Below are 16,881 nucleotides of genomic sequence, written 5' to 3' on the forward strand. Positions count from 1 at the left end.
ACTTTTATGAAATTACTTAAAAACCTCGGCTGGTTTATTCTAGCCATTCTATCCTTTTTATTCATCTATGGCTTCATTCAGGTGCTCGCAACTACGTCGCTTGCCTTAGGCGGTTCACCCTATGCTGTGACCTTGCTCTATGTGGCCTTGGCTGGAGTTTATGTGTACGGCATTTACAAATGGTACCAGAAAGGTTCTGTCCATATTGAGAAGAGCGACTTCAACCGATTTATTTGGCTTCCTGCCTTGGTTTGGTTCTTATCTCTGGTTGTCCAGTTTTTCTTGCCAAATGACCCTTCAGTAAATCAGCAAATAGCGATAGACTTGACCTTATCTCAACCACTTTTCTCATTCTTTGCGGTCGTTATTTTTGCTCCTTTGACGGAAGAACTTATCTTTAGAGGGATGTTAGCACGCTACCTCTTTCCTAAGCAGGACAATAGTAAACAAACTCTGATTTTTCTTCTGGTATCCAGTGTTTTGTTTGCTTTGATTCATTTCCCAGGTGATGTGCAACAATTTTTTGTCTATTTTAGCCTTGGTTTTAGTTTAGGCTTGGCTTATATTAGCAGAAAAGGTCTGGTCTACAGTATTTCTCTTCACGCTTTGAATAATTTAGTCGGCTTTTTGATGATTCTCATGCTATAATAGAGTCAGGAGGTCACATGAAACGAGTAATTTTATTAGCAGTGATTCAAGCAGTTGTTCTATTTTTCATTATCGGGGCACTAGCTTATGCCTTCAAAGGCGATTTCTTCTACAATTATCTAGCAGTTGTCTTTGCCCCTATTGCAGGTGTACTGCGTTTTGGGACGGCTTACATAACGGAAATTGTCTTGCCTCGAAAGGCAGCCGAAATTGCTGAAAAGCGTAAAGCAGGCAACAATTCAAAATAAAAGAGTCCGGTGAACTTCATCGGATTTTTTGTATGGGCGCTAATTTTTAAAGACTGGCAAACTTTTCTGCTGATTTTCATGAAGAGCCTGCGCTTTTATGGTAAAATAGTAACAGAATAAAAGAGGAGAGAAACAATGAAACGTAGTATGTATGCTGGTCGTGTTCGTGAGGAACACATCGGACAAGAAATAACCTTGAAAGGATGGGTTGGCCGTCGTCGTGACCTTGGTGGTTTGATCTTTATCGACCTTCGTGACCGTGAAGGAATCATGCAGTTGGTTATCAACCCTGAAAAAGTCTCTGCAGAGGTTATGGCAACAGCTGAAAGCCTTCGTAGCGAATTTGTTATCGAGGTGACTGGTCAAGTTGCTGCGCGTGAGCAAGCCAATGATAAGTTGCCAACTGGTGCAGTTGAGTTAAACGTGACGGCTTTGACAGTGCTTAATACAGCTAAGACAACACCATTTGAGATTAAGGATGGTATTGAGGCCAATGACGATACGCGTTTGCGTTACCGTTACCTTGACCTTCGTCGTCCAGAGATGCTGGAAAATCTTAAACTTCGTGCTAAGGTGACCCACTCTATCCGCAACTACTTGGATGAGTTGGAGTTTATCGACGTGGAGACACCATTCCTTTCTAAGTCAACGCCAGAAGGGGCGCGTGACTACTTGGTGCCATCTCGTGTTAATAAAGGGCATTTCTATGCTCTTCCTCAAAGTCCACAAATCACGAAACAACTCTTGATGAATGCTGGTTTTGACCGCTACTACCAAATCGTCAAATGTTTCCGTGATGAGGACTTGCGTGGTGACCGCCAGCCTGAGTTCACTCAGGTCGACTTGGAAACGTCTTTCCTTACTGAGCAAGAAATCCAAGATATCACAGAAGGTTTGATTGCGCGCGTCATGAAGGAAACAAAAGGCATTGAAGTCACTCTGCCTTTCCCTCGTATGAAATACGATGATGCGATGGCTCTTTACGGTTCTGACAAGCCAGATACCCGTTTTGACATGTTGCTTCAGGACTTGACAGAAGTGGTCAAAGGTGTAGACTTTAAAGTCTTTTCAGAAGCACCTGCTGTAAAAGCAATTGTAGTCAAAGGCGCTGCGGACAACTATTCACGTAAAGACATCGACAAGATGACAGAAGTAGCCAAACAATATGGTGCCAAAGGCCTTGCTTGGGTCAAGGTGGTTGATGGAGAATTAAACGGACCAGTTGCCAAGTTCTTGACAGGCATCCAAGCAGAATTGACAACAGCGCTTGCTCTTGAAGATAAGGACTTGGTTCTCTTTGTGGCGGATACGCTTGAGGTAGCAAATGCAACGCTTGGTGCCCTGCGTGGACGTATCGCCAAAGAGCTTGGTTTGATTGATAACGATAAATTCAACTTCCTTTGGGTGGTTGACTGGCCAATGTTTGAATGGTCTGAAGAAGAAGGTCGCTACATGAGCGCCCACCATCCGTTCACCCTTCCACAGGAGGAGACTACTCATGAATTAGAAGGTGATTTGGCTGAGGTTCGTGCCATTGCTTACGATATTGTCTTGAACGGCTATGAGCTTGGTGGTGGTAGCCTTCGTATCAATCAAAAAGACCTTCAAGAACGTATGTTCAAGGCTCTTGGTTTCTCAGCCGAAGAAGCCAATGACCAGTTTGGCTTCCTTCTTGAAGCCATGGACTATGGTTTCCCACCACACGGTGGTTTGGCTATCGGGCTTGACCGATTTGTCATGCTCTTAGCAGGAGAAGAAAATATCCGTGAAGTTATTGCCTTTCCTAAGAACAACAAGGCAAGTGACCCAATGACACAAGCTCCTTCAACAGTCGCTCTCAAACAACTAGAGGAACTCAGCTTACAAGTAGAAGAAGATGAAACAAGCAAAACGAATTAAGCGGTGGCGCTATTATCTGCGCCGCTTTGCTTATCAGATAAAAATTTTACGTGTCTTACAAAGCATCTCTCGGGAAAAATATGATGAGAAGATTTCAGCTTCTCTGGTCTATGGTTTTTTATCAGCAGTGGCAGTCAATTTCTTTTTCCAACCAGGGCATGTGTATTCGAGTGGTGCGACAGGTCTGGCACAGATTATCTCTGCCTTGAGTAATCACTGGTTTGGTTTTCATATTCCGATTTCGCTAACCTTTTACGCTATTAACTTCCCTTTGATGGTCTTGGCTTGGTATCAGATTGGCCATAAGTTCACCGTCTTTACCTTTATCACGGTATCCATGAGTTCCTTCTTTATCCAGTTTGTCCCTGTGGCAACCTTGACGGAGGATCCCATTATCAATGCCCTTTTTGGGGGCGTTGTCATGGGCTTGGGGATTGGTTTTGCTCTTCGCAACAATATCTCTAGTGGTGGGACGGATATTGTCAGTTTGACTATTCGCAAGAAAACAGGTAAGAATGTCGGTAGTATTTCTTTCTTAGTAAATGGGACTATCATGCTGATAGCAGGCTTGACCTTTGGTTGGAAATACGCTCTCTACTCTATGATTACCATCTTTGTCTCTAGCCGTGTCACAGACGCTGTCTTTACTAAGCAAAAACGCATGCAGGCTATGATTGTGACCAATCATCCAGATAAAGTAATTGAGAAAATCCATAAAAAATTGCACCGCGGAGCAACCATGATCCACGATGCAGAAGGAACCTACAATCACGAGAGAAAGGCAGTTTTAATCACTGTTATTACACGTGCAGAGTTTAATGAATTTAAACAGATTATGAAACAGGTGGACTCAGGAGCCTTTGTCTCTGTATCGGAGAATGTTCATATTCTGGGACGATTCGTTGAAACAGAAAATTAGTGACCAAAAAAACCAGCGCGAGCTGGTTTTTATTTTTCGATAATTTTGTGGGCGATTAACTGACGGTAACAAATTTGTTTATTGCTTTTAGCATCGTTGATAATCTGAAGAATTGTTTCAAATGATGTTCGACCAAGTTCTAGGCTATTAATATCGACATAGGCTGCCAAGTTGAGCTTGGGATTGACTGAGTCGAAGCTGAGGACAGGGACATCCAGTTGGTGTTTTGCGATGTAATCACAGACCCCTGCAGCAAGGAGACTATCAATGGTAATAATAGCGTCAATATTTGGATCGTGTTTGAAGAGAAGTCTACTAAAGCGATAACCATTATCTTCAAGAAATTCAGTAGCAAAGTAAGTCAGATTAGTATCGAGAGGAAGTTGGTATTGTTTTAGAGCTAGCTCGTAACCTGTCAGACGGTCTTGTGTTACGAAGAGTCGCTTAGTACCTCCGATAAAGGCAATTCGCTTGCATCCTTTTTTGATGAAATACTCTGTCGCATCAAAACCAGCTTGGACATTGTCATTATCGACAAGTGGAATGAAAGGAGATAGAGATTTACCTAAGATAAGGAAAGGAAATTGCTCGTCTGCTACTAACTTAACCAAAGGGTCCTCTTCTTGGGCATAGAGGAAAATCAAACCATCTACACGCTTACCATAGACCATCTGAGAAATAGCTTTAAGACGCTCTTTGGCATCTTTACCTGTCGCAATCTGAATGGCGTAGTGATTTTCAGAAGCGACTTGGGCAATGCCACGGAGAACAGATGGGAAGAAAGGATTTTGATAGAAGGCATCTGAGTCGTCAGGAAGCACCAAGCCAATAACTTGGGTATAACTGCTTACCAAGCTACGAGCATTGAGGTTGGGGTGGTAGTTGAGTTCCTTCATAGCCTTGCGAACGCGTTTTTTTGTTTCGTCGCTAATGGTTGATTTATTTTGAATAACACGGGTTACGGTTGAAGGCGAAACACCAGCAGCCTTGGCCACGTCTTTAATCGTAACGGGCATAAAAATCTCCTATTTATGGTAATCTGGATCACGGAAATGTGTTTTATAAAAGATAGTGACCAGATACAGAACAAAAAGAATGTTTTGTATAGTGATGAGGTTTGACATATTTTGGCCAAATAATCCCAAAATAAGCGTAATCAGAGTTGGCAATCCTAAACAGTTCAAGATAAAATGATAGCACTCTTTAAAGGTTCTAAATGAAAAGAGGCGTGATTTCTTAGTGATATAAAGGAGAAGACTAGCTCCTAGAGAGACAATAAAGAAATTCAAACCAAAGAGGAAGCTGGCACCGAGAACTAGGAAGAGACTGATATAGACACGATTCTGTTGGTACCAGTCTTTAGAAATCGCTTGGGTTAAGCTGTCTTTGCTTTTGAAACTCTCAGTATCAATCACTCGGTAAGAGACTCGGGTCAGTTCCTTATTTTCCTTGCTGATGACGAGCTCATTCGTATCGAAATGCAGTTGCAAGTCCTTAGGTAACTCCTTACTTTGACTGGGACCAATCACAATAGAAGGCGCTTGACTAGCTGTGCCTGTATAAGTTAATGTACCATCAACAATTGCAGCATGCTCAGAGAGATCCTGGACAACCTCATCTGTCAATGGTTCATAGACATTATCGATAAAGGTTTCTAGCGGATAAGTCTCCTGCGAGCTGTTTTGAATGGCAATGGGTACCATAGACAAGCTGATAAGGAAGATACTGGTAAAGAGTAGTTGGAACCAGTTGAGTCCGAAACGTTTGGACAGGGGCTTACGAAATCCCCAAATACTTGAAAAATAGGAAAATGGATATGGAAGCATAGGTATCTTTCTAAAAGGTGTTTTCTATATGAGTATTATTATATAGAGAAATGTGCTTTATTTCAAGTCTAGGAGAAAAATTGCTTGTTGTAAGGATGTTATTTACAGTAACAATCGCTAATACTCAATGAAAATCAAAGTGCAAACTAGGAAGCTAGCCGCAGGTTGCTCAAAGCACAACTTTGAGGTTGCAGATGGAAGCTGACGTGGTTTGAAGAGGTTTTCGAAGAGTATAAAATGAAAAAGGGTGGCGGGGATATATTATCCCTTGTCGCCACCACTTGTAAGTCCTGAAACAAAGTTCTTTTGTAGGAAGAAGAAGAGAATACAGATTGGAAGGGCGATGAGGATAGCACCTGCTGAGAAGTAGGCAATCTTCATGTTTTTCACATTGCTAACGAAGGTTTGGAGACCTACGGCAACAGTAAAGTATTCTTTCTCACGAAGCAAGAAACTAGAGAGGATGTAGTCCCCAAAAGGTCCCATGAAGGCCCAGAGAGCTTGTACGGCAACCATTGGGCGAACAAGTGGAAGAACAATTTGCCAGAAACGGCGGAAGTGTCCTGCACCGTCTAGTTTTGCAGATTCGTCTAAAGACATTGGCACTGTATCGAAGTAGCCTTTCATGAGCCAAGCATTCATCGGGATACCACCACCAACGTAGAGGAAGATGAGGAACCAGCTGTGGTTAAGGGCGTTCAACATAAGCGCCATAACGAAGAAGGCTGTCAAAGCGGCCATAGTTGGCACCATTTGGATAATCAAGAAGAAGACCAAACTTTGTTTACGAGCCAAGAAGTTGTAACGGCTGTAAGCATAACCAGCAAGTACGATAATACTTGTTTGAACAGCCATGGTAATCAAGGCGATAATCAAAGTGTTGAGGTACCAAGTACCGTACAAGGTTTCAGTGAAGAGGCCTTTAAAGTTATCAAAATTGAGGTCGATGTTAGTATCTAGTTTAAAGGCTGAGACGTTACCTGCTTTAAAGGCTGACATGATGGTAATCAAAAGTGGATAGATAATGACAATTGATAGACCAATCAGGTAAAGGTAAGTAAGGGTTTGAGTCAGTCTACGTTTGAGTTTAATTGAGTTATTCATCTTAGACGTCCTCCATATCAAATGCGTGTAGTTTCTTGAATGCGATCATAGAGATTGAGATGACAATGATAGAGATAATCAAGGTAACAGCTGCCGCCATTGAGTATTGAGGAGATGTACCTGTTGTCAAACGGTAAATCCATGAGATCAAGATATCGGTTGAACCAGCTCCACCACCGACACTACCAGGACCTCCACCATTGAAGAGGTACATGATAGAGAAGTTGTTAAAGTTGAAGGTGTATTGACTAATCAAAGTAGGTGCCGCAACAGCCAAGATCATTGGGAAAGTGATGTTGCGGAATTTTTGCCAAGCATTAGCACCGTCAATATAAGCTGCTTCGTAAAGGTCGTTAGGAATAGATTGTAAGATACCCAAAGTCAAAACGTAGATGTATGGGAATCCGAGCCAACCTTGCATCATAATCAAGGCAATCTTAGTCCAAGTTGGGTCTGTTTTCCAAGGGATAAGAGCCCCATCAAGGAAAGGAAGGAATTTAGCAAAGATTGGCAATACTTGAGTGTTGATAGCTCCGACACTATCATTAAACATGTTTGAGAATGTCAAGATAGTGATGAAGGCTGGGACAGCCCAAGGAAGAAGGAAAATAACACCAAAGATACGTTTTCCTTTGATAAATGGTTGGTTAGCAATGATAGCTGTGAAGATACCAATCACAATCTGTAAAGTTGAGGCTGCCAAAGCCCAGATGATAGTCCAAGAAAGAACAGACCCAAAGGCTGAACGGAAGGTACTCAAGCTCCAGATATTACTAAAGTTTGTTAAACCAACCCAGTCCAACAATTTGTTTGGTGGTAAGTGTTGGAAGTCATAGTTGGTAAAGGCGATCATCAAGGTTACGATAACTGGGAAGATAATCGCGAAGGTCATGGCAACATAAGATGGAATGATCAAGAGGTAAGGGAAGCCATTTTCATAAATCCCTTTGATCATGTCTTTGAATGTGCGTGGAACTGGAATTCCATTGTTAATGCGTTTTGCAATCGTATGTGCATCTTTGATATTTGAGAAATAAAAGAGTACATAAACGACTACAAAGATTAAATGGAAGGCACCGCGAATCAGCATAAAGAGGGAATTGTCACGACCTGGCTTGTCACCAAGAGTGATGAGGTTGCTCAATTCAGGGGCTGCAAGTGCTAGGAAATAAAGGACAAATACGATGGTTACACCAAGGAAGATAAAACCTTTGGCTTTTTGTTTATTGTAAATCTGTCCTAACCCAGGAATGATAGACAGCAGGGCTGCTTTACTAGGTTGTTGCTTTTCCATAATAACTCCTTTCATAGGATACTGCTTTTTTATAAGAAAGCTAAATTATTTGTGTTTCTATTGATAAATTCAAAGGGGGATTTGATTTCCACCCCCCTTGAACAAATTTGTTATTCACCAAATTTTTGTTTGATTGTTTCTTTAATCAATGTTACAGCATCGTTAGCAGATGTTTTCGCATCTTTTTGACCACTTACAGCATCAAAGAGCATGTTTTTCGCTGGATCCCAAACTGCAGACATTTGAGAGATGTTTGGCAGTGGCTGAGTGCTCTTGAACTGTTTGATAACAGCTGTTGTCAACTCATCGTTTTTACCTTCAGCGTATGAACGAGCTTCAGTATTAGCTGGGATTTCATTAGTCTTATCGTATAAGGCTTTTTGTTGTTCAGTTGAAACAAGGAAGTCTACAAATTTTTGTGCGGCTTCAAGGTTCTTAACGGCTTGAGGGATGACCCAGGCTTTACCACCACCGAATGCAGCATATTCTTTTCCATTTGGAAGAGTTGGAATAGTTGCAACTCCGTAGTTTACTTTAGCATCTTTGAAGGCTTGAGCTTTCCAAGGTCCGTCGATGATAGCAGCTGTTTTACCTTCTTGGAAATGAGTTTGGATCAAGTTTCCAGCACCTTCTGTATCTTGCATACCTTTAGGCCATTTTTCATACCAAGATTTAGCGTAGTTGATACCTGCGATAGAACCGTCGTTGGCAAGACCGATGTCTTTAGGATCTTTACCATTTTGACCGAATACGTATCCGCCGTTACCAGCAAGAAGTCCGTATGCATAGTAGAAGTTTGTCCAGTCAGCTAGGAAGGCAGTAGTTTTGCCATCTTCTCCAGCGAAGGCATATTTGCTATCTTTAGCAAGGTTTTCCAAGTCAGCAAATGTTTTTGGAGCATCTTTTACCAAGTCTTTGTTGTAGTACATAACAAGTGACTCGATAACGGCAGGAGCACCGTAAACTTTACCATTAGCAGCGGTTACAAGAGATTTAGTTGTGTCGTCTGTTTTAGCACCATCGCTCAATTTCACTTCTGAAAGTTGTCCGTCAGAACCAAGGCTACCTACACGGTCGTATGGAGCCATCATAATATCAGGGACATTACCAGATTGGTTATCAAGTGAAAGTTTATCAAGACCTCCTAGAGCATCACCAGTTTTAAGAGTAATTTTTACGCCAGCTTCTTTTTCATAAGCTTTAGCAATCTCTTCAATATAGCTCTTATATCCTTCGTCTACATATACAGTGAGTTCTTTGGCTTCAGATGAACCAGACTCAGCAGGCTTATCAGCAGTTTTGCTTCCACAAGCTACCAAAAGCAAGCTAGCAAGTGTAACAGTTCCAAGCACCGCAGCGCTCTTCATGAATTTAGATGACATAGTGTATTCCTCCTAAAGAATAACAAGTTTTATTGATAAGGAAAACGCAAACGTTTTCCTTTATGAGCTTAGTATAGCACAAATAGAAAACGGTTGCAAGTGTTTTTGTCAAAAATTTTAAAAAAATTTTAAGCTTGATTTGATAGCATGATTTTGCTTTTTAATAGAAGAAAAGTGTGAAATAGATAAGAATACAGTATTTTTAATAAAAAATAGATGGAATCTGTCTAAAGAGGGAAATCAGGAGGGGCTATCTCCCTGTTTCTAATTCCTATCTATTTTCTATAGACCTTTGTGCCTCCTTGCATCTAAATTCAAGTTTTCTAGGGGAGGATTTGCAGTTTGTAGACTGTTCTGTGAGAGTCAAACTTTAGGATTAGATAGTTTTAAGTTATCTTTGCTAAAATGGGTTAGTCTCCTTAAAAATAATCAAAAAAGTTTTTTAAAAACGCTTGCAATTATGCTTGAAAAGGAGTATACTTATAAGTAGCGCAAACGTTTGCGTCTGCAAAAATACGCAACGTTCCATTAATTTTAACACATGAGGTGCTATTATGAAAAAACGTCAAAGTGGTGTGTTGATGCACATCTCTTCTCTTCCAGGAGCATACGGAATCGGATCATTTGGTCAAAGTGCTTACGACTTCGTTGATTTCTTGGTTCGTACAAAACAACGTTACTGGCAAATCCTTCCACTAGGAACAACTAGTTACGGGGATTCTCCTTACCAATCTTTCTCAGCCTTCGCAGGAAACACTCATTTTATCGATTTGGATATCTTGGTGGAGCAAGGTTTGTTGGAAGCAAGTGACCTTGAAGGAGTTGATTTTGGTAGCGATGCGTCTGAAGTTGATTATGCGAAAATCTACTATGCACGTCGTCCTCTTTTAGAAAAAGCGGTAAAACGTTTCTTGGAAGTAGGAGATGTTAAAGATTTTGAGAAATTTGCTCAAGACAACCAATCATGGCTTGAACTCTTTGCAGAGTATATGGCTATCAAAGAGCATTTTGACAATCTTGCTTGGACTGAATGGCCAGATGCTGATGCTCGTGCTCGTAAAGCTTCAGCACTTGAAAACTACCGTGAGCAATTAGCAGACAAGTTGGTTTACCACCGTGTGACTCAATACTTCTTCTTCCAACAATGGTTGAAATTGAAAGCTTACGCTAACGACAACCACATCGAAATCGTTGGGGACATGCCAATCTACGTAGCGGAAGATTCAAGCGATATGTGGGCAAATCCACATCTCTTCAAGACAGATGTCAACGGTAAAGCAACTTGTATCGCAGGATGCCCACCAGATGAGTTTTCTGCAACTGGTCAGCTTTGGGGTAACCCAATCTATGACTGGGAAGCAATGGATAAAGACGGTTACAAATGGTGGATTGAACGCTTGCGTGAAAGCTTCAAAATCTACGATATCGTTCGTATCGACCACTTCCGTGGCTTCGAATCTTACTGGGAAATCCCTGCTGGTTCCGATACAGCAGCACCTGGTGAGTGGGTGAAAGGTCCAGGCTACAAGCTTTTTGCAGCCGTTAAGGAAGAACTTGGTGAGCTAAACATCATCGCAGAAGACCTTGGCTTCATGACAGATGAAGTTATTGAGTTGCGTGAACGTACTGGCTTCCCAGGAATGAAGATTCTTCAATTTGCTTTCAACCCAGAAGACGAAAGCATCGATAGCCCACACTTGGCACCTGCTAACTCAGTTATGTACACAGGAACACACGATAACAATACGGTCCTTGGCTGGTACCGTAACGAGATCGATGATGCGACTCGTGAGTACATGGCTCGTTACACGAACCGTAAAGAGTATGAAACAGTTCCACACGCTATGCTTCGTACAGTCTTTTCATCAGTTAGCTTCATGGCAATTGCAACTATGCAAGATTTGCTAGAATTGGATGAGACAGCTCGTATGAACTTCCCATCTACCCTTGGTGGAAACTGGTCTTGGCGTATGACTGAAGATCAATTGACACCAGCTGTCGAGGAAGGTTTGCTTGACTTGACAACAATCTATCGCCGAATCAATGAAAATTTGGTAGATTTAAAGAAATAATACAATATCAGGAGACATCTTAAACATGTTATCACTACAAGAATTTGTACAAAATCGTTACAATAAAACCATTGCAGAATGTAGCAATGAAGAGCTTTACCTTGCTCTTCTTAACTATAGCAAGCTTGCAAGTAGCCAAAAACCAGTTAACACTGGTAAGAAAAAAGTTTACTACATCTCAGCTGAGTTCTTGATTGGTAAACTCTTGTCAAACAACTTGATCAACCTTGGTCTTTACGACGATGTCAAAAAAGAACTTGCTGCTGCAGGTAAAGACTTGATCGAAGTTGAAGAAGTTGAATTAGAACCATCTCTTGGTAATGGTGGTTTGGGACGTTTGGCCGCCTGCTTTATCGACTCAATTGCTACTCTTGGTTTGAATGGTGACGGTGTTGGTCTTAACTACCACTTTGGTCTTTTCCAACAAGTTCTTAAAAACAACCAACAAGAAACAATTCCAAATGCATGGTTGACAGAGCAAAACTGGTTGGTTCGCTCAAGCCGTAGCTACCAAGTGCCATTTGCAGACTTTACTTTGACATCAACTCTTTATGATATTGATGTTCCTGGTTACAAGACAGAAACGAAGAACCGCTTGCGTTTGTTTGACTTGGATTCAGTTGATTCTTCTATTATTAAAGACGGTATCAGCTTTGACAAGACAGACATCGCTCGCAACTTGACTCTCTTCCTTTACCCAGATGATAGTGACCGTCAAGGTGAATTGCTCCGTATCTTCCAACAATACTTCATGGTTTCAAACGGTGCGCAATTGATCATCGACGAAGCAATTGAAAAAGGAAGCAACTTGCATGACCTTGCTGACTACGCAGTTGTGCAAATCAACGATACTCACCCATCAATGGTTATCCCTGAATTGATCCGTCTTTTGACTGCACGTGGTATCGAGCTTGACGAAGCAATCTCAATCGTTCGTAGTATGACTGCCTACACTAACCACACAATCCTTGCTGAAGCCCTTGAAAAATGGCCTCTTGAATTCTTGCAAGAAGTGGTTCCTCACTTGGTACCAATCATCGAAGAATTGGACCGTCGCGTGAAAGCAGAATACAAAGATCCAGCTGTTCAAATCATCGATGAGAGCGGACGTGTTCACATGGCTCACATGGATATTCACTACGGATACAGTGTTAACGGGGTAGCAGCACTTCACACTGAAATCTTGAAGAACTCTGAGTTGAAAGCTTTCTACGACCTTTACCCAGAAAAATTCAACAACAAAACAAACGGTATCACTTTCCGTCGTTGGCTCATGCATGCTAACCCAAGATTGTCTCACTACTTGGATGAGATTCTTGGAGACGGCTGGCACCATGAAGCTGATGAGCTTGAAAAACTCTTGTCTTATGAAGACAAAGCAGCTGTCAAAGAAAAATTGGAAAGCATCAAGGCTCACAACAAACGTAAATTGGCTCGTCACTTGAAAGAACACCAAGGTGTGGAAATCAATCCAAACTCTATCTTTGACATCCAAATCAAACGTCTTCACGAGTACAAACGTCAACAAATGAACGCCTTGTACGTGATCCACAAATACCTTGACATCAAAGCTGGTAACATCCCTGCTCGTCCAATCACAATCTTCTTTGGTGGTAAAGCAGCTCCAGCCTACACAATCGCTCAAGACATTATCCACTTGATTCTTTGCATGTCAGAAGTTATTGCTAACGATCCAGCAGTAGCTCCACACTTGCAAGTAGTTATGGTTGAAAACTACAACGTTACTGCAGCAAGCTTCCTTATCCCAGCATGTGATATTTCAGAACAAATCTCACTTGCTTCTAAAGAAGCTTCAGGTACTGGTAACATGAAATTCATGTTGAACGGAGCTTTGACTCTTGGTACTATGGACGGTGCTAACGTGGAAATCGCTGAGTTGGTTGGCGACGAAAACATCTACATCTTTGGTGAAGATTCAGAAACTGTTATCGACCTTTACGCAAAAGCAGCTTACAAATCAAGCGAATTCTACGCTCGTGAAGCTATCAAACCATTGGTTGACTTCATCGTTAGCGATGCAGTTCTTGCAGCTGGAAATAAAGAGCGCTTGGAACGTCTTTACAATGAATTGATCAACAAAGACTGGTTCATGACCCTTCTTGACTTGGAAGACTACATCAAGGTTAAAGAGCAAATGCTTGCTGACTACGAAGACCGTGACGCATGGTTGGATAAAGTTATCGTTAACATTTCTAAAGCAGGATTCTTCTCATCTGACCGTACAATCGCTCAGTATAACGAAGATATCTGGCACTTGAACTAATACTCTTCGAAAATCAAATTCAAACCACGTCAGCGTTGCCTTGCCGTACTCAAGTACAGCCTGCGGCTAGCTTCCTAGTTTGCTCTTTGATTTTCATTGAGTATAAGATACAAATTCATACTAATACATTTTGTAAAAAAGCGAGTTTCGATTGAAATTCGCTTTTTTAATGATGTAGATTTGAGTCAATCTTGTCTTAAAAAGATAGAAATCATAGATACAGTGAAGGCTTTAAATACTGCTTTTTACTGTCTTCAGCCTTATATTTTTTCGTAGTTGATTAACTCATATATCTTGTATTCGCTTACATTTTATTATATAATGTTATTGTAGTAAAGAAAGAAGGTGTTTTTATGATATACACACTTAAATTGGTGTTGTTTATTACCTTTCTTGTAATAAGCTTGTTACCTGATAAGATTTTTGGAAAAAATAAAAAAATTTGGAAAATAGTTTTTGCAATATTGACGGCGGTGGCAGCATTGTCATTTATGTACTAAGTTATTTTAAGAATGTAGGGAAATAAACCCTACATTCTTTTTAGTTTTTTCTGTTTTCTAAATTCTATTTATCCAAGCGCTTCAACATTTCTTGCTTCTTCGCTTCAAGTTCTGCACGCTTTTCTTCGATTTCGGCATGTTTTTTCTCGAATTCAGAACAACTTGCACCATTGCTAAACTCTTTTCGCCATCAGGAGATAGGGTGAGTCGACATGTCTATTACTAACCCAAAGCAGTCCTACAAAGCAGGAATTTTCTGTTACTTTTTTGGAAATAGTAACGTTTATACAGCTTTGACACTTCGTATCAAAGCGCCAAACACACTCCGAGGGATTTACAGAAAGCAGAAAAGGAATGATCTTATATCAGATCATTCCTTTTCTCTATTTTTCTTTAAGTAATTATATACAATGTACGACGAAGTCGTCATTGCAATGCTGATCCACCACCTAAAGGGAACTTTAAACAACATTGATAAGATAAAGAATATAAACAACGAAAATACGTTATACCCAATTAATTTTATTGTATATCTCATGATTAAAAGTTAATTCTTCCGTTGTTAGGAAAGGCATCATTTTTATCCCATAATTCTGCTAAATAAGTCCCCGGTGATAATAAATTCATAGCGAATTCTAAAGCAACATCATTTACAAACCAACTACCTAGATATTTAGAAATTGCTGAACGAATAGCACTTTTTACTGCATGTTTTCCTTTTACTTTAATTAGACTTGCAAGGCCTGCAGTAGTTCCTCCTAATGCTAAAGCTATTGCAGTATCTAATAGAGCACCCATTTGATTAACTGTAATACCTTGCCAAGCTGCTCTAAATGGAGAGTATGTAGGTGGGATTGTATAATCGCCTTGTAATTGTCGGTTAATTACTTCTTTGATCCATTGTTGTGAGACGTCTGGATGAAAAGATTGGATTTCGTTTGCAAGTGTATTGATTTGTTCTTCTGTTAGAGAAGTGATAGGTTGAAGTTCCATATTTGTTTCAATTTGTGATACTTGTTCAGAAGCGTATACAGCTGAAACACTTGGAATCGCTGATACAATTAACACAATTGACGTCAAAAAAATCGAAATAAATTTCATTGATTTGTTCATGAGCTTTTCTCCTTTTTATTTGTATTTGCTTACATTTTATCATATAATGTTATTGTAGTCAAGAAAAATATGTTATTATTTTAAAAAATATTTTTCAAAATATAAATGGACGGATTTATTTTGGATTTTATTTGTTATTTTGACATGCCTCTATATAGGTAACCATGATTTGTTTCCTCTCAATCATCAAGAAATCTCGCTTCGAGGGAGTTTCTGGGGATTTGTACTTGCCTTATTTCACTTGCTATTTATTGATAAGTTTGTTATCTCGAATCGAAAATAAAGATTAGGGTGCTTAGCTGTGTACCTTTAGGATTGATTTTTGGAGGAAGATTTTGTCTCTATTATTTATTATTTTAAATTTGTTTATCTTGTACAAGATTTATTCTTTAAGGCGGGAGAAATCGAAATACTTGATTTATACGGCCTATATCATATTTGGGGTAAATGTACTATATGGTATTCAATGGTTATTAAAAGAACTGGTTTCAACTATTTCCCCTTAATGTGTATGGAAACTATAACAAAACGCATAAGATTAAGGTTTTGACCACCTGTTCTTATGCGTTTTCGTAATATTGAAGATTCTCAGTAAGTTTTCTACTTTTGGGAAGTCTAGTTTAGAATGCTTTCCCAACCAAAATCTCTGCTTCAATGGTAATCTCTGTCAAGTCGCTCCAGTCAATCTTGCTCTGGTCAACGTGAAAGAGGAGAGGGGTCATGCTGAGTAGGGCTTGAAGTTGCTCTGATGTGATAGTCTTAGTCAGAGAGGCAGTTTGACTAGATAGGATGGTAAAGTGTTCTTGGAAATGATTTTTGATACCTTGATTAGAATAATCCTTGTTTGTCAGCTGGTTCTGTACCCTTTGACGGATTTCCTTGAGATGATTTTCAGTTGGGATAACCTTTATCAAGATACCGTCTTTGGATAAAACGCGACGAAATTCTCCATAGTTGGCAGGTGAGAAGATATCAAGCAGAATATCCATGCTAGCGTCTTTTATAGGAAGACGAGCTAAGTCACCAACGAACCAGTTGACTGCCCAGTTGGGTTCACTCTTGGCAGCGATTTGGACGGAATCTTTGGAGATGTCAAAAGCATAGAAGGTTTTGTCAGGATGACTTTCTTGAAGTTTGCGAGAATAGAATCCTTCGCCACAACCGATATCTAAGACTGTGGTGCTAGTTTCTGAATTTGCTAACAAGTCAGATACAGCATCTAAAATAGCTTGGTAAAAGCCAGCTTCTAGGATTTGTTGGCGGTTTTGAAAGTTTTCTTTGTCGTAGTTGGCAGATTGCTTGATTTGAGGTGCCAGATTGACATAGCCAAATTTTGCCAGATCAAAAGAATGGCGATTGTTACATTTGAGGCTGCTCTCTACCAGAGCTAGATTTTCTTGACAGACAGGACAGGCAAAGGCAGTCGCAGAAGCAAAGCGTTGGAGTTTGGGTTTGAGATTTGTATTCATAGTTTAAGTGTATCAAAAGAGGCAAATGAAAGCAACTTTAGGATGATTTGTAATAGAATTAAATAGTAGTATAATTACTTTTCAAAGTGCCAAAATTAAATTGCTTTTATATCCAAAATGCTA

The 16,881-nt window shown here is 40.2% G+C and carries 15 protein-coding genes; 8 read left to right on the forward strand and 7 right to left on the reverse strand.

Annotated elements, in window-relative coordinates:
* Positions 1 to 6: 6 nt before the first annotated feature.
* From SP4011_RS00865 to SP4011_RS00880, 4 genes are all read left to right on the forward strand, one after another.
* On the forward strand, positions 7 to 648 hold the full coding sequence (locus tag SP4011_RS00865; protein ID WP_173306492.1) for a type II CAAX prenyl endopeptidase Rce1 family protein: 642 nt from the start codon (positions 7 to 9) through the stop codon (positions 646 to 648).
* Between the two features lie 17 nt (positions 649 to 665).
* Positions 666 to 896 (forward strand): hypothetical protein, encoded by a 231-nt coding sequence (locus SP4011_RS00870; RefSeq protein ID WP_000832181.1) that lies wholly within the window; start codon positions 666 to 668, stop codon positions 894 to 896.
* A 135-nt stretch (positions 897 to 1,031) separates the two neighbouring features.
* On the forward strand, positions 1,032 to 2,795 hold the full coding sequence (gene aspS / locus SP4011_RS00875; protein ID WP_338619487.1) for an aspartate--tRNA ligase: 1,764 nt from the start codon (positions 1,032 to 1,034) through the stop codon (positions 2,793 to 2,795).
* Positions 2,773 to 3,714 carry a YitT family protein gene (locus tag SP4011_RS00880; protein ID WP_164226272.1) on the forward strand — a complete coding sequence of 314 codons (942 nt, stop codon included), beginning with the start codon at positions 2,773 to 2,775 and terminating at the stop codon, positions 3,712 to 3,714. The genes aspS and SP4011_RS00880 overlap by 23 nt, the downstream gene beginning before the upstream one ends.
* Positions 3,715 to 3,743: 29 nt before the next feature.
* Here the strand turns inward: SP4011_RS00880 and SP4011_RS00885 are convergent, their stop codons facing one another.
* The 5 genes from SP4011_RS00885 to SP4011_RS00905 all read right to left on the reverse strand — a co-directional run bounded on the left by SP4011_RS00885 (position 3,744) and on the right by SP4011_RS00905 (position 9,320).
* On the reverse strand, positions 3,744 to 4,730 hold the full coding sequence (locus SP4011_RS00885) for a LacI family DNA-binding transcriptional regulator (protein ID WP_164226273.1): 987 nt from the start codon (positions 4,728 to 4,730) through the stop codon (positions 3,744 to 3,746).
* Between the two features lie 9 nt (positions 4,731 to 4,739).
* Positions 4,740 to 5,540: a DUF1189 domain-containing protein gene (locus tag SP4011_RS00890; protein WP_338619490.1), complete on the reverse strand. Its 801-nt coding sequence runs from the start codon at positions 5,538 to 5,540 to the stop codon at positions 4,740 to 4,742.
* A gap of 261 nt (positions 5,541 to 5,801) precedes the next feature.
* Positions 5,802 to 6,644, reverse strand: a complete 843-nt coding sequence (locus SP4011_RS00895) for a sugar ABC transporter permease (protein WP_004236955.1) — start codon at positions 6,642 to 6,644, stop codon at positions 5,802 to 5,804.
* A 1-nt stretch (position 6,645) separates the two neighbouring features.
* Positions 6,646 to 7,938, reverse strand: coding sequence for a carbohydrate ABC transporter permease (locus SP4011_RS00900; RefSeq protein WP_172581575.1), 1,293 nt, complete (start codon positions 7,936 to 7,938; stop codon positions 6,646 to 6,648).
* A 110-nt stretch (positions 7,939 to 8,048) separates the two neighbouring features.
* Entirely contained in the window at positions 8,049 to 9,320 is a 1,272-nt protein-coding gene (locus tag SP4011_RS00905; protein ID WP_338619493.1) for a maltodextrin ABC transporter substrate-binding protein, read from the reverse strand.
* Positions 9,321 to 9,874: 554 nt separating this feature from the next.
* Here SP4011_RS00905 and malQ point away from each other — a divergent pair.
* The 3 genes from malQ to SP4011_RS00920 all read left to right on the forward strand — a co-directional run bounded on the left by malQ (position 9,875) and on the right by SP4011_RS00920 (position 14,577).
* Positions 9,875 to 11,392, forward strand: coding sequence for a 4-alpha-glucanotransferase (gene malQ, locus SP4011_RS00910; RefSeq protein ID WP_338619495.1), 1,518 nt, complete (start codon positions 9,875 to 9,877; stop codon positions 11,390 to 11,392).
* Between the two features lie 25 nt (positions 11,393 to 11,417).
* Complete coding sequence (gene glgP / locus SP4011_RS00915; RefSeq protein ID WP_220052609.1) at positions 11,418 to 13,676, forward strand: glycogen/starch/alpha-glucan family phosphorylase; 2,259 nt, start codon at positions 11,418 to 11,420, stop codon at positions 13,674 to 13,676.
* Positions 13,677 to 14,388: 712 nt separating this feature from the next.
* Positions 14,389 to 14,577, forward strand: coding sequence for a hypothetical protein (locus tag SP4011_RS00920; protein WP_057488177.1), 189 nt, complete (start codon positions 14,389 to 14,391; stop codon positions 14,575 to 14,577).
* Between the two features lie 139 nt (positions 14,578 to 14,716).
* On the opposite strand, the gene SP4011_RS00925 is transcribed toward SP4011_RS00920, so the two are convergent.
* On the reverse strand, positions 14,717 to 15,289 hold the full coding sequence (locus SP4011_RS00925; RefSeq protein WP_338619500.1) for a hypothetical protein: 573 nt from the start codon (positions 15,287 to 15,289) through the stop codon (positions 14,717 to 14,719).
* Positions 15,290 to 15,356: 67 nt separating this feature from the next.
* Here SP4011_RS00925 and SP4011_RS00930 point away from each other — a divergent pair, with 67 nt between their 5' ends.
* Positions 15,357 to 15,572: a hypothetical protein gene (locus SP4011_RS00930; protein ID WP_120164296.1), complete on the forward strand. Its 216-nt coding sequence runs from the start codon at positions 15,357 to 15,359 to the stop codon at positions 15,570 to 15,572.
* A 337-nt stretch (positions 15,573 to 15,909) separates the two neighbouring features.
* Here the strand turns inward: SP4011_RS00930 and SP4011_RS00935 are convergent, their stop codons facing one another.
* A complete protein-coding gene (locus tag SP4011_RS00935) occupies positions 15,910 to 16,758 on the reverse strand; it encodes a putative RNA methyltransferase (RefSeq protein ID WP_120164295.1) in 849 nt (282 codons plus the stop codon).
* Between the last annotated feature and the right edge of the window lie 123 nt (positions 16,759 to 16,881).

Source organism: Streptococcus parapneumoniae (assembly GCF_037076355.1).
Classification (GTDB): domain Bacteria; phylum Bacillota; class Bacilli; order Lactobacillales; family Streptococcaceae; genus Streptococcus; species Streptococcus parapneumoniae.